Annotated in this window: 14 protein-coding genes and 1 pseudogene; 10 read left to right on the top strand and 5 right to left on the bottom strand. The window is 65.7% G+C overall.

Annotated features, from left to right (window positions below):
• The first annotated feature begins 33 nt into the window (after positions 1-33).
• The 5 genes from QD356_RS13275 to astB all read left to right on the top strand — a co-directional run bounded on the left by QD356_RS13275 (position 34) and on the right by astB (position 6,468).
• A complete protein-coding gene (locus QD356_RS13275) occupies positions 34-1,254 on the top strand; it encodes an aspartate aminotransferase family protein (protein WP_054555699.1) in 1,221 nt (406 codons plus the stop codon).
• A gap of 23 nt (positions 1,255-1,277) precedes the next feature.
• The gene (locus QD356_RS13270; protein ID WP_043334469.1) at positions 1,278-2,339 is read left to right on the top strand and encodes an arginine N-succinyltransferase; all 1,062 of its coding nucleotides are present in this window, start codon (positions 1,278-1,280) and stop codon (positions 2,337-2,339) included.
• Positions 2,339-3,370 (top strand): arginine N-succinyltransferase, encoded by a 1,032-nt coding sequence (gene astA / locus QD356_RS13265; RefSeq protein ID WP_192837382.1) that lies wholly within the window; start codon positions 2,339-2,341, stop codon positions 3,368-3,370. Before QD356_RS13270 ends, astA begins: the two co-directional genes overlap by 1 nt.
• Before the next feature lie 151 nt (positions 3,371-3,521).
• Positions 3,522-5,021, top strand: a complete 1,500-nt coding sequence (gene astD, locus QD356_RS13260; RefSeq protein WP_192837383.1) for a succinylglutamate-semialdehyde dehydrogenase — start codon at positions 3,522-3,524, stop codon at positions 5,019-5,021.
• Between the two features lie 100 nt (positions 5,022-5,121).
• On the top strand, positions 5,122-6,468 hold the full coding sequence (astB, locus tag QD356_RS13255) for an N-succinylarginine dihydrolase (RefSeq protein WP_192837384.1): 1,347 nt from the start codon (positions 5,122-5,124) through the stop codon (positions 6,466-6,468).
• 132 nt (positions 6,469-6,600) lie between these two features.
• On the opposite strand, the gene QD356_RS13250 is transcribed toward astB, so the two are convergent.
• Positions 6,601-7,791 carry an MFS transporter gene (locus QD356_RS13250; RefSeq protein WP_107336046.1) on the bottom strand — a complete coding sequence of 397 codons (1,191 nt, stop codon included), beginning with the start codon at positions 7,789-7,791 and terminating at the stop codon, positions 6,601-6,603.
• A 218-nt stretch (positions 7,792-8,009) separates the two neighbouring features.
• Between QD356_RS13250 and QD356_RS13245 the strand changes: the two genes are divergently transcribed.
• The 5 genes and pseudogenes from QD356_RS13245 to QD356_RS13225 all read left to right on the top strand — a co-directional run bounded on the left by QD356_RS13245 (position 8,010) and on the right by QD356_RS13225 (position 13,933).
• A complete protein-coding gene (locus QD356_RS13245; RefSeq protein WP_192837385.1) occupies positions 8,010-8,714 on the top strand; it encodes a gamma-glutamyl-gamma-aminobutyrate hydrolase family protein in 705 nt (234 codons plus the stop codon).
• A gap of 457 nt (positions 8,715-9,171) precedes the next feature.
• A pseudogene (locus QD356_RS13240) lies at positions 9,172-9,639 on the top strand ((2Fe-2S)-binding protein); the annotation flags it as partial.
• 133 nt (positions 9,640-9,772) lie between these two features.
• Entirely contained in the window at positions 9,773-12,157 is a 2,385-nt protein-coding gene (locus tag QD356_RS13235; protein ID WP_192837387.1) for a molybdopterin cofactor-binding domain-containing protein, read from the top strand.
• 103 nt (positions 12,158-12,260) lie between these two features.
• Positions 12,261-13,286: an XdhC family protein gene (locus tag QD356_RS13230; protein ID WP_192837388.1), complete on the top strand. Its 1,026-nt coding sequence runs from the start codon at positions 12,261-12,263 to the stop codon at positions 13,284-13,286.
• Positions 13,287-13,318: 32 nt separating this feature from the next.
• On the top strand, positions 13,319-13,933 hold the full coding sequence (locus QD356_RS13225) for a nucleotidyltransferase family protein (protein WP_192837389.1): 615 nt from the start codon (positions 13,319-13,321) through the stop codon (positions 13,931-13,933).
• A 105-nt stretch (positions 13,934-14,038) separates the two neighbouring features.
• On the opposite strand, the gene QD356_RS13220 is transcribed toward QD356_RS13225, so the two are convergent.
• The 4 genes from QD356_RS13220 to QD356_RS13205 all read right to left on the bottom strand — a co-directional run bounded on the left by QD356_RS13220 (position 14,039) and on the right by QD356_RS13205 (position 20,189).
• Entirely contained in the window at positions 14,039-14,449 is a 411-nt protein-coding gene (locus QD356_RS13220; protein ID WP_054555691.1) for a hypothetical protein, read from the bottom strand.
• A gap of 214 nt (positions 14,450-14,663) precedes the next feature.
• On the bottom strand, positions 14,664-17,858 hold the full coding sequence (locus QD356_RS13215) for a multidrug efflux RND transporter permease subunit (protein WP_192837390.1): 3,195 nt from the start codon (positions 17,856-17,858) through the stop codon (positions 14,664-14,666).
• A complete protein-coding gene (locus tag QD356_RS13210) occupies positions 17,855-19,138 on the bottom strand; it encodes an efflux RND transporter periplasmic adaptor subunit (protein WP_192837391.1) in 1,284 nt (427 codons plus the stop codon). The genes QD356_RS13215 and QD356_RS13210 overlap by 4 nt, the downstream gene beginning before the upstream one ends.
• A 286-nt stretch (positions 19,139-19,424) precedes the next feature.
• Positions 19,425-20,189, bottom strand: coding sequence for a transporter substrate-binding domain-containing protein (locus QD356_RS13205; protein WP_153636493.1), 765 nt, complete (start codon positions 20,187-20,189; stop codon positions 19,425-19,427).
• Between the last annotated feature and the right edge of the window lie 21 nt (positions 20,190-20,210).

Below are 20,210 nucleotides of genomic sequence, written 5' to 3'. Positions count from 1 at the left end.
GCCATGCCAAGACCCCGCGATGAGGAAGAGACGATGACCCAGCTGACCCGTGCCGATTTCGACCATGCCATGGTGCCCAACTACGCACCCCAGGCTGCCATTCCGGTACGCGGCGAGGGTAGCCGTCTGTGGGATCAGGAAGGTCGCGAGTACATCGATTTCGCCGGTGGCATCGCCGTCACCTCGCTGGGTCACTGCCACCCGGCGCTGGTCAAGGCGCTCAAGGACCAGGCCGACAAGGTCTGGCACCTGTCCAATGTCTACACCAACGAGCCGGCACTGGCGCTGGCCAAGGCGCTGACCGAGCGCACATTCGCCGACAAGGTCTACTTCTGCTCCTCCGGTGGTGAGGCCAACGAGGCCGCGCTCAAGCTGGCGCGTCGTTTCGCCCACGACACCCATGGCGAGAAGAAGGACAAGATCATCTCCTTCCGTCAGTCCTTCCATGGCCGCACCTTCTTCACCGTCAGCGTCGGTGGCCAGCCCAAGTATTCCCAGGGCTTCGGGCCGATTCCGGGCGGTATCCAGCACGCCGAATTCAACAATCTCGACTCCGTGCGCGAGCTGATGGGCGATGACACCTGCGCGATCATCGTCGAGCCGCTGCAGGGCGAGGGCGGCATCATCCCCGGCGAGCAGGCTTTCCTGGAAGGACTGCGTGAGCTGTGTGACGAGCACGATGCGCTGCTGATCTTCGATGAAGTCCAGAGCGGTGCCGGGCGTACCGGTCACCTGTACGCCTACCAGCACTTCGGTGTGGTGCCGGACATCCTGACCACCGCCAAGGGCATCGGCGGCGGCTTCCCGCTGGGCGCCATGCTGACCACCGATCGCATCGCACCGGCCATGGCCATCGGCACTCACGGTTCTACCTACGGCGGCAACCCGCTGGCGTGTGCCGTGGGTCTGGCGGCGCTCGAGACCATCGACACCCCGGAAACCCTCGACGGTGTCGCGCACCGCCACCAGCTGCTGCGCAACGGCCTGGAGGGCATCGCCAAGCGTCACGGTGTCTTCAAGGAAGTACGTGGCATGGGCCTGTTGATCGGTGCCCAGATGGCGCCGGACTACGCGGGGCGTGCCAAGGACATTCTCAACCTGGCGATGGAAGAAGGCCTGATGGTGCTGATCGCCGGTCCTGACGTGCTGCGTCTGGCGCCGTCGCTGGTGATCAGCGAAGAGGAGATCCAGAGCGGTCTCGACAAGCTCGACCGCGCCGTGGCGAACTTCGTCGCCGCCTCTGCATCTGCATGAGCAGCGCCATGAGCAGTGCCCCGATGCTGGTGGTGCGGCCTGCCGAAAGCCGCGATCTACTCGCCCTCGAGCGGCTCGCGGCCACGGCCACGCCTCGCCTGACCAATCTGCCGGCACATCGTGACCGCCTCGAGGAGCGCATTCTGCGCTCCCAGCGCAGTCTGCGAGCCGAGATCGACTTCCCGGGCGATGAGATCTACTGCTTCGTGCTGGAAGATCTCGACACCGGCGAAGTGGTCGGTACCGCCTCACTGCGCGCCGAGGCTGGCGCGCGGGAGGCCTACTACACCTATCGTCAGGAAACGCTGATCCACGCCTCGCAGCAGCTCAACGTGCGCCACGAAGTGCAGACGCTGTCGCTGTCGCATGAGGTGTCGGATGCCACGCTGCTGTGCGCGCTGTCGCTGGATGCCCGCTACCGCGAGACGGATGCGGACAGCCTGCTGCGCCGCGCACGCCTGATGTTCATCGCTCAGTACCCGGAGCGCTTCGCCACGGAACTGGCGGTGGCCTTCCCGGGCTATCTGGAAACGCGCGACGAGCGTCAGGTCAGTCCGTTCTGGGACAGCGTCGGCCAGCACTTCTTTGATCGTGATTTCAATGAAATCAATCAGATGGCAGGAGTGCGCTCCAAGAGCTTCATCGCCGAGGTCATGCCGCCGTTCCCGCTCTATCTGCCGCTGCTCACGCCCCAGGCGCGCGCCGCCATCGGGCGTGAGAATCCGCGCCATGAGTACGCCATGCAGGAGATGCTCGCCGAGGGCTTCTCGCGCTCGCGTCATGTCGACATCTTCGATGCCGGCCCCTTGCTGCTGGCGGAGTGCGAGCGACTGCACACCTTCAAGCAGTGCGGTTGGCATCCGGTGCGTATCCGCCCGCAGGAAAGCCTGCCGGATGCGGTGCCGGCGATGGTGGCCAACCAGCGTCTCGGCGATTTCCGCTGCGTGCTGGCGCGCTATGCCCTGACGCCGACCGGCCAGCTGATGCTGACGCCGCAGCAGGCCGAGGTGCTGGGTGTGGAAGAGGGGCGTGCGGTGCTTGCCGTGCCGATGCCATTGCCGACGATGGATGAGGGAGAGTTGTAATGCGCATTCGTCCTATCGCTCGACATGATATCGAAGGCCTCAAGGTACTGGCGCGGGAAACCGGTGTCGGCTTCACCTCGCTGCCGGACAATCATGAGTTTCTCAGCGCCAAGATAGAGCGCACCCTGGCTGCCTTCGAGGGCCGCGAACCCAGCGATGATCGCCTGTACTTCTTCGTGCTCGAGGATGATCGCGATGGCAGCATCGCGGGCTGCTGTGCCATCGAGGCCTGTGTGGGCACCGATGCGCCGTTCTATCACTACCGTCTCGGTTCGCTGGCGCACTCCTCGGTGCAGCTCGATCTGCATCGCACCCTGGATACGCTGACGCTGTGCTCCGATCACACCGGCGATGCCGAGGTCTGCTCGCTGTTCCTGCGTGAAGGCTGGCGCAAGGACCGCAACGGCGCGCTGCTCTCCAAGGTGCGCTGGCTGTTCATGGCCCAGTTCCGCGCGGCCTTCCCCGACAAGGTGCTGGCCGAGATGCGCGGTGTCTTCACGCCCGAAGGGCGCAGCCCGTTCTGGGAGTGTCTGGGCAGCCACTTCTTCCCGATGGACTTCAATGAGGCCGACCGCCTCACCGGCATGGGCCAGAAGAGCTTCATCGGCGAGCTGATGCCCAAGTTCCCGATCTATACGCCGTTTCTCTCCGAGCCCGCACGGGCCGCCATCGGGCAGGTGCATGAGCACACCCGACCGGCGGTGGCGATGCTCAAGAAGGAAGGGCTGCGCTGGGAAGGCTACGTCGACATCTTCGATGGCGGCCCGACGGTCGAGGCCTATATCGATGATGTGCGCGCCGTGCGTGACAGCCAGCTGGCGAGTGTCGAGGTGATCGCGTCTGATGCCCCGGCCTGCGAGCGTCCCGCCGTGATGGCTGCCACCACCGGCATGGCCGACTTCCGTGCCTGCTGGATCAGCCACGACGTCACCCGGGACGACTCCGGCGCCTGCCATGTGCGCCTGCACCGTGATGAGGCCGAACGCCTCGGCGTCACCGGCGGCGACACGCTGCGCGTGCTGGCCGGCTGAAGCGCCGCCCCGGGCATCCGCTTCTTCGCGCCATCTCGCAGGCGCACACCGCCTTGCGTCCTTTTGCCATCAGCGGGGCAGATCGCCAACTGCCCCGTGATCTCCTTGTTCAGCGTCGCTCGCGCGGCGCGCCCTTTCGATGAGGCATGCCATGACCACTACGAATTCGACTCCCGCCACACTCAACGTGCGTCAACAGCTCTTCATCGACGGCGCATGGCAAGCGGGTGAGGCCGCATCCTTCACCAAGACCGACCCCGTCTCCCACGCACGTCTGTGGCAAGGCGCCGCTGCCACTGCCGAGCAGGTCGAGCAGGCCGTCGCGGCAGCGCGTCAGGCATTCCCGGCCTGGGCGCGCCTGGGATTCGAGGCGCGTCTGGCGGTGGTGGAGCGCTTCCGCGATCAGCTGGAGCAGCATCGCGAAGCGCTGGCGATCAGCATCGCCAGCGAAACCGGCAAGCCGCTGTGGGAAGCGCGCACCGAGGTCGGCGCGATGATCGGCAAGATCGCGATCTCGGTGAAGGCCTATCATGAGCGCACCGGCGAGCGCGCCAAGGATGTCGCGGGCACCCAGGCAGTCCTGCGCCACCGTCCGCACGGCGTGATGGCGGTCTTCGGCCCCTACAACTTCCCGGGTCATCTGCCCAACGGCCACATGGTGCCGGCGCTGCTGGCGGGCAATGCCTGCGTATTCAAGCCCTCCGAGCTGACCCCGGCCACCGCCGATCTCACCCTGCAGTGCTGGGAGGCCGCGGGCCTGCCGGCCGGCGTGATCAATCTGGTGCAGGGCGCGGCGGAAGTCGGCCAGGCCCTGTCCCAGTCCGAGGGCATCGATGGGCTGCTGTTCACCGGCAGTGCCAAGGTCGGCAAGCTGCTGCACCGTCAGTTCGCCGGTCAGGTCGGCAAGCTGCTGGCGCTGGAACTGGGCGGCAACAACCCGCTGGTGGTGCGCGATGTGCAGGATGAAACCGCCGCGGTGCTGGCGATCATCCAGTCGGCCTTCGCCTCGGGCGGTCAGCGCTGTACCTGTGCGCGGCGCCTGATCGTGCCGCAGGGCGAGGTCGGCGATCGCCTGATCGAGACACTGGCCACGGCGCTGCGCGAGCTGCGGGTGGCGGGGCAGTTTGCGCAGGACGCCCCCTTCTATGGCGGCCTGGCCAGCGTCGCCGCGGCCGAGGGGCTGCTCAAGGCGCAGGACGATCTCGAAGCGCTGGGCGGCAACGTCATCGTGCGCATGCAGCAGGTGGAAGAGGGCACCAGTCTGCTCAGCCCGGCGCTGATCGATGTCACTGGCCTTGCGCTCGAGGACGAGGAATTCTTCGGTCCGTTGCTCAAGATCCATCGCTACGCCGATTGGGACGACGCCATCGCGCTGGCCAATGACACCCGCTACGGCCTCTCGGCCGGGCTGATCGGTGGCGATCGCGCTGACTGGGATGACTTCCTGCTGCGCATTCGCGCAGGCATCGTCAACTGGAACCGCCAGACCACCGGCGCCTCCGGCGATGCGCCCTTCGGCGGCATCGGTGACAGCGGCAACCATCGCCCCAGCGCCTATTACGCCGCCGACTATGTCAGCTATCCGGTCGCCTCGATGGAAGCCGAGGAGCTGGCGCTGCCCGCGAGCCTGCCGGCCGGTATCCGTCTGTAAGGCCGTCCGTTCGGGCACCGTTGCCGCTTACCCATTGTTGACCACGACGCCCGCCGTGCCTGTTTGCTGAGCTGGCGAGGCGTCGTGGCAGGAGACCTTCATGTCCGACACCCTGTATCAAGAGATCAATTTCGATGGCCTGGTCGGCCCGACCCACAACTACGCCGGTCTGGCGCATGGCAACGTGGCCTCGATGCGTCACGGCGGGCTGGCCTCCAACCCGCGCGAAGCCGCGCTGCAGGGCCTCGACAAGATGAAGTCGCTGGCGGATCTGGGTTATGCACAGGGGATTTTACTGCCGCAGCAGCGCCCGGACCTTGGCGCATTGCGTGATTTAGGCTTCACCGGCAGCAACGCCCAGGTGTTGAAGGCGGCCAGCGAGCAGGCACCGCAGCTTCTGCGCGCGGTGTGTTCCGCCTCCAGCATGTGGACGGCCAACGCCGCCACCGTCACGCCGTCGCGCGACAGTGGTGATGGCCGCGTGCACTTCACGCCAGCCAACCTGCAATCCAGCTTCCACCGCTACCTGGAGCCCGCGACCACCGGGCGTATCCTGGGCGCCATCTTCGCCGACGATGGCCACTTCGCGCATCACCCCGCGCTGCCCGCGACGCCGGCCTTCTCCGATGAGGGCGCCGCCAACCACACGCGGCTGTGCGATGGCCACGGCGGGCCGGGCGTGCACCTCTACGTCTATGGCCGTCAGGCCTTCGGCGGTGACGGCGTCGAACCGCGTCGCTATCCGGCGCGCCAGACGCTGGAAGCCAGTCAGGCCGTCGCGCGTCAGCATGGCCTGAGCGAAGAGCAGGTGGTGTTCGCCCAGCAGCACCCGGACGCCATCGATGCCGGCGTCTTCCACAACGACGTCATCGCGGTGGGCAATGGCCCGGTGCTGTTCTATCACGAGCTGGCCTTCCGCGATGAAGAGGCGGTGCTCGATGAGATTCGCGCCAAGCTGTCCACGCCGCTGATCCCGATCCGCGTGCCGTTGGAAGCCGTCAGCCTCGAGGATGCCGTGTCGTCCTATCTGTTCAACTCGCAGCTGCTCTCCAACGACGATGGCAGCATGACGCTGGTGGTGCCGGGCGAGTGTCAGGAGAACGAGGCGGTGTGGAACGCGCTGCAGAATGCGATTCTGGCCGGCCCGAACCCGATCGGCGAAGTGCTGGTCAAGGACGTGAAGCAGAGCATGCGCAATGGCGGTGGCCCGGCCTGTCTGCGTCTGCGCGTGGTGCTCAGCGACGCCGAGCGCGCCGCGCTGTCCGGACGCGTGATGATGAGCGACACGCTGCACGCCGAGCTGGGTGACTGGGTCAAGCGTCACTATCGTGACAGCCTGACACCGGCAGACCTCGCCGATCCGCAGCTGGCCGAGGAGACGCTGGCGGCACTGGATGAGCTGACGCGGCTGCTGAAGGTCGGCAATGTCTACGCCTTCCAGCGCTGATCGCCCTCGCTGAAGTCCTGGACGACACAGCCCCCATCGGGTTCGCCGGTGGGGGCTGTGTCGTTGTGGATATGTGGTCTGAGAGTTGAGATCTGAGAGTTGAGATCTGAGAGGCGAATGCCGTGGCGCGACTCAGGCCAGCTGTGGCTGAATCACGCGCGTGGGCTCGCGACGCACCGGCCAGTGCACGATGGCGGCCAGCAGGCCGAAGATGCCGCTGGAGATCCATAGCAGGTCGTAGCTGCCGGTCAGCTGATAGACCACACCACCGCCCCAGGCCCCCAGGAAGGCACCGACCTGATGAGCGGCCAGCACCATGCCGAACACGAAGGCCTGACGCTTCTGGCCGAAGTAGAGCGCGACGGCCTGGCTGGTCAGCGGCACCGTCGACAGCCACAGAATGCCCATGATCGCGCCGAAGGCGTAAAGCAGCATGCTGCTGGGCGGGATAACGACCATGGCCATCACCAGCGCGGCGCGGCACAGATAGATCAGCATCAACAGCTGCGGCGGGTGACGGCGGCCGCCCCAGGCACCGAACAGGATGGTGCCGGCGATATTGAGCGCGCCGATGATCGCCAGCGTGTTGCCGGCCACGTTCAGGGGCAGGCCGCAGGCGACCACGAAATTGGGCAGGTGGGTGGCGATGAAGGCGACGTGCACGCCGCAGACGAAGAAGCCGCCGGCGAGTGCCAGAAAGCGCCGGTCCTGCAGCAGCGGGCCCTGACTCGGGATATCCTCCGCCGGTGCCTCACTGCCGGCCGGCGGGCGACGCAGCAAGGGCAGGGCCATGGGAATCAGCAGCAGGCAGCTGGCGCCGAGGGCCAGCATGGCGATCTTCCAGTCGATCAGTACCAGCATCGGGGTCGCGACCGAGTAGATCAGCTGCCCGAAGGAGCCGCCGGCCGAGGCGATGCCCAGCCCGATGCCACGATGCTGAATGGGAACCACGCGCGTGACGGCAGCCAGCACCAGCGGGAAGGTGGTCGCACCGATGCCGATACCGGCCAGCACGCCGGCGCCCAGCATCCACACCGTCGGGGTCGGCCAGAGGGCGGTGACGCCCATGCCGACCGCGTAGCACAGGCTACCGACCAGGAAGACGCTGAGCGTGCCGAAGCGGTCCGACAGCTTGCTGGCGATGGGCGCGGCCAGTCCGAAGACCAGATTCTGGATGGCGAGCGCGAATGACAGACTCCCCATGCCCCAGGTGAGTTCGCTGGCCATCGGTGGCAGCATGAAGCCCATGGCCTGCCGCGCGCCGGTATTGATGGCGAGAATCAGCGCTGCCAACGCGATCGCTGCCTTCCAGTTCAGTTGCATGTCTGGCCCACCCCTGTCGTTATCATTGTGCTGCGGACTCCACTGCCTGTGGGCGGAAGATCACCTTGAGACCTTGGTCTCTATATTCCACTTTATTCTCATGGATGGGCGCATCCCGAATACGTCAACGACGGTAGCAGAAGCGACAGCGCAGTCGTTGCTTGTCACGTATGGTCGTGCCGCGGACGTCGTCGATCCCGCCACCTCAGGAGGTAGTGATGCATATCGGTCTGCTGCAATGCGATGACGTCAATCCGGCCCTCATCGAGCGGCATGGCAACTATCCCGCCATGTTCCAGGCCCTGCTCACGCGCAGTGACCCGGATATCCGGCTCAGCGTCTGGCGCTGCCTGGATGGCGAGTTTCCCGAGCAGCTGGATGCCTGCGATGGCTGGCTGATCACCGGGTCAAAACATGGCGTCAATGATGGGCTCGCCTGGATCACGACACTGTGCGAGTTCGTCCGGCGCGTGCATGCGGCAAAGCTGCCGCTGGTCGGTGTCTGCTTCGGCCATCAGGTGATCGCCAGGGCCTTGGGGGGCGAGGTGGAGAAACATGCACGCGGCTGGGGTGTGGGCCTGTCGTTCAATCGTGTCCGTGCGCAACGCCCCTGGATGCAACCGCCGCAAGCAGGGCTGGATCTCATCGTCAGCCATCAGGATCAGGTCAGTGTCCTGCCTGCCGATGCCCGGGTGCTGGCGGACAGCGCCTTCTGCGCCTTCTATCTGATCGAGGTGGGCAGCTGCCTCGGCGTGCAGGGGCATCCCGAGTTCAGTCCCGCCTACTCACGTGACCTGATGAGGCTGCGTCGCGAGCAGATCGGCGAACATCGCGTGCGCGAGGGCGAAGCCTCCTTGAGTGTCGCGCCAGACAGCGCCGTGATGACGCAATGGATGCTGGCCTTCATTCGCCACTGGCGTTGAGGTCTGACCAGCGCAGGGCGCTTTTTCACGAGGCGTTAGGAACGAGCAAAAGCCTCAGGAACGGGCAGGGACTGTCAGCTATCAGGCGCCGCCAGGCATCGGTGACGAATCGTGCCCGGCTTGCGTGGAATCCACTGCCGATCGCCCCCCGCGAAACGCTATACTGTCATGCATGTCACATGCGCTGTTTACCATGGCGGGTGCCATATCCCGGCCTGGTGACATGCCCCGGTCTCGCGACACTACACTGTTTCCCGTTTGGCACCATGGTGCTGAGTCGTGACCTGTAGAATTTCGCCATTCGGGGTATGCCAATCGCGCAGCCTGCCCGACATGCAACGTGCCGTTCGCCCCCTGACACCGGACACACGCAGCGTCAGTCTACTGACGCCATGTCGAGTCATGCCGTCGCACCGCTCTGTATCCCAGCCCTGTATCTCAATCCTGTCCCTGCTTCATGCTCCTGAGGAGAAGCCCCTTGGCCAACTTCACTCTGAACGGCAAGGCCGTCAGTCTCGAGGTCGATCCGCAAACCCCGCTGTTATGGGTGCTGCGTGAGCACCTGGGTCTGACCGGCACCAAGTTCGGTTGCGGCATCGCCCAGTGCGGCGCCTGTACCGTGCACCTGAACGGCACAGCGGCGCGTACCTGTGTCCTGCCGGTTCTGGCCGCCGAAGGTGGTGACATCGTCACCATCGAGGGGCTGGCCGAGAACGATGACCACCCGCTGCAGCAGGCCTGGGTCGAGGAGCAGGTGCCGCAGTGCGGTTACTGCCAGTCCGGCCAGATCATGCAGGCCGCCGACTTCCTCAAGAACACGCCCGACCCCACCGATGAGCAGGTCACCGCCGCCATGGCCGGCAACCTGTGTCGCTGCATGGCCTACGTGCGCATCCATCGCGCAGTGAAGCGTGCCGCCACCATCGCCAATGAGCGTGCCACCAGCCAGCTGAGCGGTCAGCAGACCGACGCCACGGCCGCGACTGCCGGCGTCGGCACCTTCGATCCGCGTGCCACGGCAGGCACCGTATCCCATTCTGCTGTCGAGGAGACGTCTCATGGCAAGGTTTGATGACAAGCTGGCCGCGCATCAGCGCGAGCTTGCTGCCGCGCACAAGACTTCCTCAAGCCGCGGCGGTATCACGCGGCGTGGCTTCCTGATCGGCAGTGTGGCGGGTTCCACCATGCTGGCCTTCGGCGTGTCCGGCGCGGCGCTGGCCGCCGGGTCAGACGGCAAGGGCTCGGCCAGCGAGACGCTGTCCGCCGGGGCCTTCGAGCCGACCATGTGGTACGCCATCGCCACTGATGGCACCGTCACCGTGCATATCACCAAGTCCGAGATGGGCCAGCACGTCGCCACCAGCCTCGCACGTCTGGTGGTCGAGGAGCTGGAAGCCGACTGGGACAGCGTCAAGGTCGATTACGTCGACAGCGCCCCCAAGTGGGGCTACATGATCACCGGCGGCAGCTGGTCGGTTCACCAGAGCTACCAGCCGCTGTCACAGGCTGGTGCGGCGGGACGTATCGCGCTGATCGAGGCGGGCGCTCAGCAGATGGGCGTGGCGGTCGAGAGCTGCAAGGCGCGCAAGGGTCGCGTCATCAGTGGCGATCAGTCGCTGAGCTACGGCGAGATCGTCGCGGTGGGGCTGGAGCGCAGCTTCTCCGAGGAGGAGCTTGCGGCCATCGAGCTCAAGCCGGCCTCCGAGCGTCGCGTGCTGGGCACCAGGGGCAACGCGCTGGACGTGCCGCCCAAGACCAACGGTCAGGCCGTCTACGGCATCGACTACACCCTGCCGGAAGATATCGAGGCGCGTGTCGGCAAGACATTGCATGCGCGTCCGGTAATGCCGCCGAGCCGCTTCGGCTGCAAGGTCACCGCCGTCGATGACAGCGAGGCCCGCAAGGTCATCGGCTATCGCCAGACCATCGAGCTCAAGGACCCGTCCGGCATCTGTCAGGGCTGGCTTGCGGTCATCGCCGACAACTTCTCGGCGGCCATGCGCGCTACCGATCTGCTCAAGGTCGAGTGGAGCAAGGGCGACAGCTATCAGGTCGACGAGACGGCGATCCAAGCCGAGGGCCAGCGTCTGGTCAGCTCGCCGAGCCGCGACAACGGCTCACTGCTGGTGGATCAGGGCGACCCTGCGCCGCTGCTCGAGAATGCCGCCACCACGGTGGAATCCACCTTCACCACCTCAAGCGTGCTGCACTTCACGCTGGAACCGGCCAATGCGCTGGCCTACGAAGAGGATGGCCACTGGCACATCCACTGCGGCAACCAGCAGCAGTCCCTGCTGACCTCGCTGGTCACCAAGGCGCTGGAGCTCGAGGAAGGCAAGGTCACCCATCACCAGCTGTATCTGGGCGGTGGTTTCGGCCGTCGTCTGCACGGTGACTACGCCGTGCCGGCCGCGCTGGCCTCCAAGGCCGTGGGGCGTCCGGTGAAGATGATCTTCACACGCCCGGATGACAGCCGCTTCGATTGCGTGCGCTCGCCCTCGGTGCAGCGCCTGCGTTCCGGTCTCGATGCCGAGGGACGTGTCGTGGCCTCCGAGCACGCCGCCGCCGCCGGCTGGCCGACGGCAGCCCTGATGCCGGCCTTCATGGCAGAAGCCATCGAAGGTGGCGGCAAGCTGGACTCCTTCTCCATCAGCGGCGCGGATCACTGGTACAACGTCGGCACCCAGCGTGTCTGGGCGCAGCAGAACAAGGTCGCCCACGAGGCCTTCGTGCCCGGCTACCTGCGCTCCGTCGCACCGGGCTGGACGCTGTGGGCGGTCGAACAGCATATCGATGAGCTGGCACTGGCGGCCGAGCAGGACCCGGCCGAATTCCGTCTCGCGCTGCTGGACGCCGAAGGCCGCAACGCCGGCAAGGCGCCGGTCAGCACCGGCGGCGCCGAGCGTCTGCGCAACGTGCTCAAGCGCGTGATGGAGAAGTCCGGCTGGAGCGAGCGCGACAGCCTGCCGGCAGACACCGGCATGGGCGTGGCACTGAGCTTCGGTCAGGAGCGCAGCATGCCGACCTGGGTGGCCTGCGTGGCACGGGTCAAGGTCGATCGCGCCACGGGCGAGGTCAAGCTCGAGAAGCTGACCAGCGTGGTCGATGCCGGTACGCTGGCGCATCCGGATGGTGCCATGGCACAGCTGGAAGGCTCGCTCCTGTGGGGCGTCTCGATGGCGATGCACGAAGGCACCGAGTACCGCGAGGGCGGCCCGGTGGCGCAGAATCTGGGCGCCTACCAGCCGCTGCGCATGCATCAGGTGCCGCAGATGGATCTCGAATTCGTCGACAGCACCGAGATGCCGGTCGGTCTTGGTGAGCCGGGCACCACGGTGGTCGCACCGGCGATCGCCAACGCCATTCAGCATGCGGTCGGCGTGCGCCTGCGTGACCTGCCGATGCGTCCGGCGGCGCTCAAGGCCGCGCTCAGCGAGGCCTGATCCTCACCGGTGAATGCCTCTGATACCCGCCACTCCGGCATGCCCGGGTGGCGGGTTTCGTGTCTTCAGACCGCGCGCAGGCTTCTGATATGAGAGATTATTGATGCAACACCTTGATCTTGAAGTGATCCATCAGGCGATCGACTGGCTGGCACCCGCAGATGGCGAGCCATCCGCGCGCCCGATCTGGCTGTGCACGGTGCTGGCCACCTTCGGCTCCTCACCGCGTGAGCCGGGTACCTGGCTGGTGGCGCGTGCCGATGGGCAGCATCGTGGTTCGCTGTCCGGCGGCTGTGTCGAGGAGGACTTTCTGGCGCGCCTGGCTGACGGGGAATTCACCGCGCCCGCCCAGGTGATCCGCTATGGCGAGGGCGGCCACCAGGGCGCGGGAATCGCCTTGCCGTGTGGCGGCATTCTCGACGTACTGGTCGAGCGCTTCACGGCCTGTGACGCAGACATCGCGCATCTCGAGGCGTTGCGCGCGGCGCTCGAGGGCCAGACGCCGCGTCTGCGGCAGGTGATGCTGGAGGGGGATGGCGCGCGTACGCTTCAGCACGACAGCGGGCTGGGGGAGCGGGTCGAGCCGCTCAAGGGCCACGCGGGTGAGGCGTACGGCTATCAGCTGCGGGTCGGGCCGGTGGCGCGTCTGCTGCTGGCGGGGCTCTCGCCGGTGGCGGAAGCCTGCGCCGCCTTCGCCGTCAGCCTCGGCTTCGAGGTGATCATCTGCGAGCCACGCGAGGAAGTGCTGGCCGACTGGGATTCCCGCAAGGCGCCGCTCGAGGGCGTCAGCCTGCGCCGCGAGCTGCCGTCACGCTTCATCGCCGCCGGCGGCTGTCATGCCGCCACCGCCGTGGTCGCGCTGACCCACGACCCGCGTATCGATGATCTGGCGATGATCGAGGCGGTACGCCAGCCCGCGTTCTATATCGGCGTGATGGGTTCGTTGCGTACCTCAACGGCACGCGCCGAGCGGCTGGCACGCAGCGGTGGGCTCAGCGCCGAGGAGATTGCGCGCATCGTGATGCCGATCGGGCTGAATCTGGGCAGCAAGACACCGGCCGAGATCGCGCTGGCGGTGATGGCCGATATCGTGCGCATCCGCCGTGGTCGCGCTCGCGAGAGCCTGTGAAGCCGCTCAGGGGGCAGCCAGGGAGATCGCCCATGAATGAGTCGATCATTCTGGTCATGGCCGCGGGGCAGAGTCGCCGCTTCGGCAGTGACAAGCGTCAGGCGCATCTGGCGGATGGCCAGACACTGCTGATGGCGACGCTGTCGCGGGTCATGTCCTGTGGTGTGGACTGGCGTCTGCTGCTGCGTGAGGACGATGATCCCGCCGCACTGCTGGGAGATGACTTCGCGCGTGAGCATGCCGGGCGGTTCTGGCGTGCGCCGCAGGCGGGCAATGGGCTCGGTGCCAGTCTCGGCGATGTCTTCCGTCAGCTGGAAGATGATGCTGGATTGGCGCATGTGCAGGTGGCAGCAGTGTGGCTGGCGGACATGGCGCAGATCACGGCGCAGACCTTTCATGCCCTTCGGGCCGAGTCTCAGGCCGATGGCGTGCATATCGTGCGACCGAGGCTTGAAGGCGAGGGCGGCCCCGGGCATCCGGTGCTGTTCGGGCGGGCGCTGTGGGCAGAGCTTGCGACGCTTGAAGGCGGTGAGGGCGCGCGCGAGGTGATCGCGCGACATCGCGAGGCGCTGCGTCAGGTGGTAGTCGGTGATGCCGGTATCCATCACGACATCGACACGCCAGCGATGCTGAAGCTCAGAGGCTGAAACTGAAACTGCAAGACGTCACGTGCGCTGGAAACAGGCCCCTCCAGACAGCAAAAGGCCCCGTCACTTAATGGTGACGGGGCCTTTTGCTGTCTGCCTATCGCGTTACAGCGTGCGCATATCCAGCAGCTTGATGCTCTGGATGCGCGGCTCGCCCCAGCTCAGGTCGAGCACCCACTCGGCGTCGAAATGCGTGTGCAACACGCTGCCATCGCGCATGGCGGCGCGGTGCTCACCGCCCATGCGCAGGGTGGCGCTGTCGAGGCTGTTGCGCTGGGCGCGCACCCAGCCGAGTGCATGGCCATTGACCAGCAGCTCGCTGCGACGCTGCTCCCAGTTGGCCAGGTACTCGCTGCCGGTCAGGGTTTCATCCAGCAGCTGGATGGAAGCCTCCTCGCCCAGCAATTCCGCCAGTTCGATAGCAGGCGCCATGCGGTTGAGCATGGAGAACCAGCGGTGCGCGAAGTTTTCGAGTTCGGCCTCGAGGGCCAGATCATTGAAGGTATCGGCGTACATGGCACCTGCTCCCGAGTGGGTAAATATTGATGGGCATTATGCCGAGAGTCGTGAGCAGTAAACATGCCACGAACGGAATGGCAGTGTTGCCAACGGGGAGTCAATGCTTCAGCGGTTGCTGAAGCCGCGACGCCCCGTGGCGTTTGGCTGTTCTCGATCTCTCGGGAGAGTGGTCGTATCAGTGGATGGCTCAGTGGCCGTATCAATGGTCGTATCAATGAATGCGGCGGCCTGACTCGCTATTGCTATCCGGCGTGACAGCGTCCTGATGCGCTTCACGTTTCTCGACCAGGCGGCGGATACCGACATAGAACAGCGGTGTCAGCAGCAGGCCGAACACGGTGACGCCGATCATGCCGGAGAACACCGCCACGCCCATCGCCTGACGCATCTCGCTGCCGGCACCGGTGGCCAGTACCAGCGGCACCACGCCCGCGGTGAAGGCCACCGACGTCATCAGGATGGGACGCAGGCGCAGGCGACAGGCCGTCAGCACGGCGTCCAGGCGACTCTGGCCAGCATGCTGCTGCTCACGGGCGAACTCGACCAGCAGGATCGCGTTCTTGCACGCCAGCGCCACCAGCACGATCAAGCCGATGCGCGTGAAAATGTTGTTGTCACCCCCCGTCAGCCAGACACCGGCCAGCGCCGACAGCAGTGTCATCGGCACGATCAGGATGATCGCCAGCGGCAGCGACCAGCTCTCGTACTGGGCGGCCAGCACCAGGAACACCAGCAATACCACCAGCGGGAAGATGTAGATCATGGTGTTGCCGGCCAGCACCTGCTGGTAGGTCACCTCCGTCCACTCGTAGCCGATGCCCTGTGGCAGGTTGCCGGCCAGCACTTCCTCGATGGCGGCCTTGGCCTGATCACTGGAGACGCCCGGCGCCGGCGAGCCGTTGATATCGGCACTGACGAAGGTGTTGTAGTGCATCACGCGGTCCGGGCCGGTGGTCGGTGTCACCTTGACGAAGCTGCCCAGCGGAATCATGCGGCCGTTGTCGCTGCGCACCTTGAGGTTGCGGATGTCATCCGGGTCGAGACGCGCCGACTGCTCGGCCTGGGCGCGCACCTGATAGGTACGCCCGAAGCGGTTGAAGTCATTGACGTACAGCGAGCCCATGTACACCTGCAGGGTCTCGAAGGCACGTTCCACCGGCACGCCCATGATCATCGCCTGCTCGCGATCCAGATCGATGTCGTACTGCGGCACCTGGATGCGGAAGCTGGAGTAGACACTGCTCAGACGCGGGTCAGCGTTGCCCTTGGCGGTGATGGTCTGCACGGCGGAGAACAGCTCATCGAAGCCCTTGTTGCCGCGGTCCTGCAGCTGCAACTTGAAGCCCCCCGTAGTGCCCAGGCCCAGAATCGGTGGCGGCGGGAAGACGGCGACGAAGGCCTCGTCGATCCCCGCGAATTTCTGGTTCAGCTGAGCGGCGATCGCCTGACCGGAAAGCTCGGGCGACTGTCGCTCATCGAAGTCCGCCAGGGTCGCGAACACGATGCCGGAGTTGGAGGCATTGACGAAGCCGTTCACGGAGAGCCCCGGGAAGGCCACGGTGTGCGCCACGCCCGGTGTGTCCAGCGCCAGTGCCTGCATCTCGTCGATGACCTCGGAGGTGCGGTCGAGGCTGGCGGCGTCCGGCAGCTGGGCCATCGCGACCAGGTACTGCTTGTCCTGCCCCGGGATGAAGCCGCCGGGCACGCTGTCGAACAGCTTGCCGGTGGCGCCGAGCAGCACGACATACAGCAGGCCGACGATGACACCGAAGCGCAGCAGCTTCTTGATCAGGCCGGTATAGCCGTTGGCCATCGCACTGAAGGCGCGGTTGAACGGCGCGAACAGCCAGCGCCCGAACAGGCCATCGATGACGCGGGTCAGCCAGTCAGGCTTGGCACCGTGGGGCTTGAGCAGCAGAGCCGACAGCGCCGGTGACAGCGTCAGCGAGTTGAAGGCCGAGATGAGCGTCGAGATGGTGATGGTCAGCGCGAACTGCTTGTAGAACTGACCGCTCAGGCCGCTGATGAAGGCCGTCGGCACGAATACCGCCGTCAGTACCAGCGCGATGGCGATGATCGGGCCGGTCACCTCACGCATGGCGATCTGGGTGGCCTCAATGGGCGAGTGGCCCAGCTCGATGTTGCGCTCGACATTCTCCACCACCACGATGGCGTCATCGACGACGATACCGATGGCGAGCACCAGCCCGAACAGTGACAGCGTATTGATCGACACGCCCATCAGCTGCATGACCGCAAACGTGCCGATCAGTGAGACCGGTACCGCGATCAACGGAATGATCGAGGCCCGCCAGGTCTGCAGGAACAGGATCACCACGATCACGACCAGCAGGATGGCCTCGAACAGGGTGTCGATGACCGCCTCGATGGAGCCACGCACGAAGACCGTCGGGTCGTAGACGATGTCGTAGCTGACGCCATCCGGGAAGGCCTCTGACATCTCGCTCATGCTCTCGCGCACGGAATCCGACAGCGCGATCGCATTCGAGCCGGGTCGCTGGAAGATCGGCATCGCCACGGCGTCCTTGCCATCCAGCTGCGCGCGCAGTGAATAGCTGTCGGCGCCCAGTTCGACACGCGCCACATCCTTCAGGCGTGTCAGGCGGCCATCTTCATCGACACGGATGACGATGTTCTCGAATTCCTCGGCGCTCTCCAGGCGGCCCCGCACATTGAGCAGGCGCTGGAACTGGTTGTCGTCAGGCGAGGGCTGGGCACCGACGGAGCCGGCGGCGACCTGCTGATTCTGGGCCCGCAGGGCACTGATGATGTCACCGGCAGACAGGCCCCGCGCCGCCACGGCGTCCGGGTCGAGCCACACGCGCATCGAGTACTCGCCGGCACCGAACAGCTGCACGTCGCCGACCCCCTCGAGGCGGGCGAGATTGTCCTTCAGGTTCAGGCGCGCGTAGTTGGACAGCCACAGCTGGTCATAGCGGCCATCCGGGGAGGTCAGGTGGACCACCATCGTCAGGTTGGGCGAGGCCTTCTCGGTGGTGATGCCGAGCTGCTGCACCTCCTGCGGCAGTCGCGGCGTGGCGCGGGCCACACGGTTCTGCACCTGCACCTGGGCCTTGTCCAGGTCAGTGCCCAGCGCGAAGGTCACCGTCAGGGTCAGGTTGCCGTCGGAGGTCGCCTGGGAGTCCATGTACAGCATGCTTTCGACGCCGGTGATTTCCTGCTCCAGCGGCGTGGCGACGGTGGCCCCGATGACTTCGGGGTTGGCACCCGGGTAGTTGGCGCGCACCACCACGGTGGGCGGCACGACTTCCGGATACTCGGAGATGGGCAGCTGGAACAGCGACAGCATCCCGGAGATGACGATCAGGATCGACAGCACCGCGGCGAAGACCGGGCGCTTGATGAAGAAGCTGGAGATGTTCACGAACGGCCTCCGGCTGCCTGACGGTCAGCCTCGGCCAGTGTCGCGGCGTCCTGGTCGTTGTCCTGATCCAGCGGCTGGGCGGTCTGCTGCAGGCGCGAGATACGCGCGGCGAGTGCCTTGAGGGCACCGTCATCGGGCATCTCGACCAGCTTGGGGGTGATCGGCATGCCCGGACCTGCCTTGGCAGGCCCCGCGGCCAGCACGCGGTCACCGGCGGCCAGGCCATCGGTGACGGCACGCAGCGGGCCGAAGCGCGGGCCGGTGGTGATGCCGCGGTAGGCGAGGGTGTTGTCCTCACCGACCACCAGCACGAACTGACGATCCAGATCGGTGCCGATGGCGCGTTCCGGAATCAGTACGGCATCACGGATCTCGGGTGAGGCGAGACGCAGGCGCGCGAAGGCACCCGGACGCAGAGCGGGATCATCGGCATTGAAGGTGGTGCCGATGCGCAAGGTGCCGGTATCGATGTCGACACTGTTGTCGATGAAGTCGAGCTCACCCTGGAAGGGGAAGTCTTCCTGTCCGGCCAGCTGCAGTTCCACCGGTAGATGATCCTCGGCGCTGACATGCGCGAAGTCCTGGTTCCAGGTCAGCTCGCTGATGTCGATATAGGCGTCCAGCTGGCGGGTCTCGACCAGCGTGGTCAGCACGCTCTGGCCAGCCTGCACGGTGTTGCCGCGCGTGATGCGCGCATTGGACAGGCGACCATCGATCGGGGCGCGGATGGTGGCGTAGTCCAGATCCAGGCGGGCACGCTCGAGCTGGGCGATGGCACCCTTGAGCTGTGCATTGAGGCCGGTGGCGGTAGTGCTGCGCGAATCGGCTTCCTCGCGCGAGATCAGGTTGCGCTTGACCAGACTGGCGGCGCGACCGGACTCGCTGCGGGCATTGGCCAGCTCAGCCTTGATGCGTGCGACTTCCGCTTCCAGACGTTGAACCTCGGCCTTGAAGGGGCGTTGATCAAGACGCACCAGCGGCGTGCCGGCGCTTACCTGACTGCCTTCGGTGAACAGCACTTCCTCGACTTCGCCGCTCACGCGTGGGCGCAGTTGCACGCGCTGGGGAGATTCCAGACGTGTGGTGTAGGTATGCCAGGCCGCGACCGGCTGCGACTGGGCGGCGACGACTTCCATCGTCGGGGGAGTCTGTTGCGCGTTGCCGTTTTCTTCACTGTTGCCCTCGCTGCAGGCACTGAGCGCCAGAAGGCCGCCAAGGGTCAGCAGCAGGGAAGAAGCGATACGAGGAAGGCGCGCCGGACGTAAGTTCAGTCTCGACATGGGAATTTTCCGTAGCAGGATAGTTGGCTCGGCATCCTAGAGAGCCGGCCTGCGACGGATAAGCCCCTTGGAGCACACCGCTTTGATTCTGAATATGCACCAATTGTGCAGATGGCGGGCTGGCTGTCTGCTGCGCTCGAGCAAGGGTTCAACGCAAAAGCCCCGCGGCGGATGCCAGCGGGGCTTGTTGTCGTGCATGTCACTTGCGTCTGCTGCCGCTCGACTCACGGTGCAGGCATCTCGGCACAGGCATCACGGCATGGCTGGCATGCCGCTTGAGGCGACCTTACTGCTTCTCGCCGAAGTACTTGGTGTGGATGGTGTCGTAGGTGCCATCGGCCTTCAACTCGGCCAGGGCGCCGTTGATCTGCTCGGCCAGGTCCTTGTCACGCTTGCGCATGGCGATACCGAATCCGTCGCCGAAGTACTTCTTGGGCTCGGTGACCACTTCACCGACGGCCTTGTAGTTGCCGTTGCCGCCGTCGATCAGGGTGGACTTGCCGACCGGGAAGTCGAGGAAGGCGATGTCGAGGCGACCCGCTTCCATGTCCAGCACCAGGTCATCGGCGGTGGTGTAGCGCTTGACCTCGGCATTCTTGCCGTAGAGATCGGTGACGTAGTTGTCCTGCAGGGTGCCGCGCTGCACGCCGATGGCCTTGTCAGCCAGGGCTTCCTGGGAGGTGGCGCTCAGCTCGCTGTCGGACGGGGCGAACCAGGCGGACGGCGGGGTGATGTAGGTGTCGGAGAACAGCACCTTCTCGCGGCGTTCCTCATTGATGGTCATCGAGGACATGATGGCGTCGTACTTGCGCGCCATCAGGCCGGGGATGATGCCGTCCCACGCCTGGATGACCCACTCGCAGTCGCGGTTGATCTTCGCGCAGATGGCATTGCCCAGTTCGATGTCGAAACCGGTCAGCTCACCGTCGGGCGTCTTGTATTCCATTGGCTCGTAGGGCACGTCGACGCCGATGCGCAGCGATTCGGCTGCCTGAGCGCCACCGGCCATCAATGCTGCACCCAGCAGGGAGATTCCCAGAAGCTTCTTCATGTCAGTCCCATCCATCATTGT

Source organism: Cobetia sp. 2AS, assembly GCF_029846355.1.
Classification (GTDB): Bacteria; Pseudomonadota; Gammaproteobacteria; order Pseudomonadales; family Halomonadaceae; genus Cobetia; species Cobetia amphilecti.
Note: the sequence above shows the minus strand (reverse complement) of the source record. Positions and strands in the feature narration are given on the sequence as shown.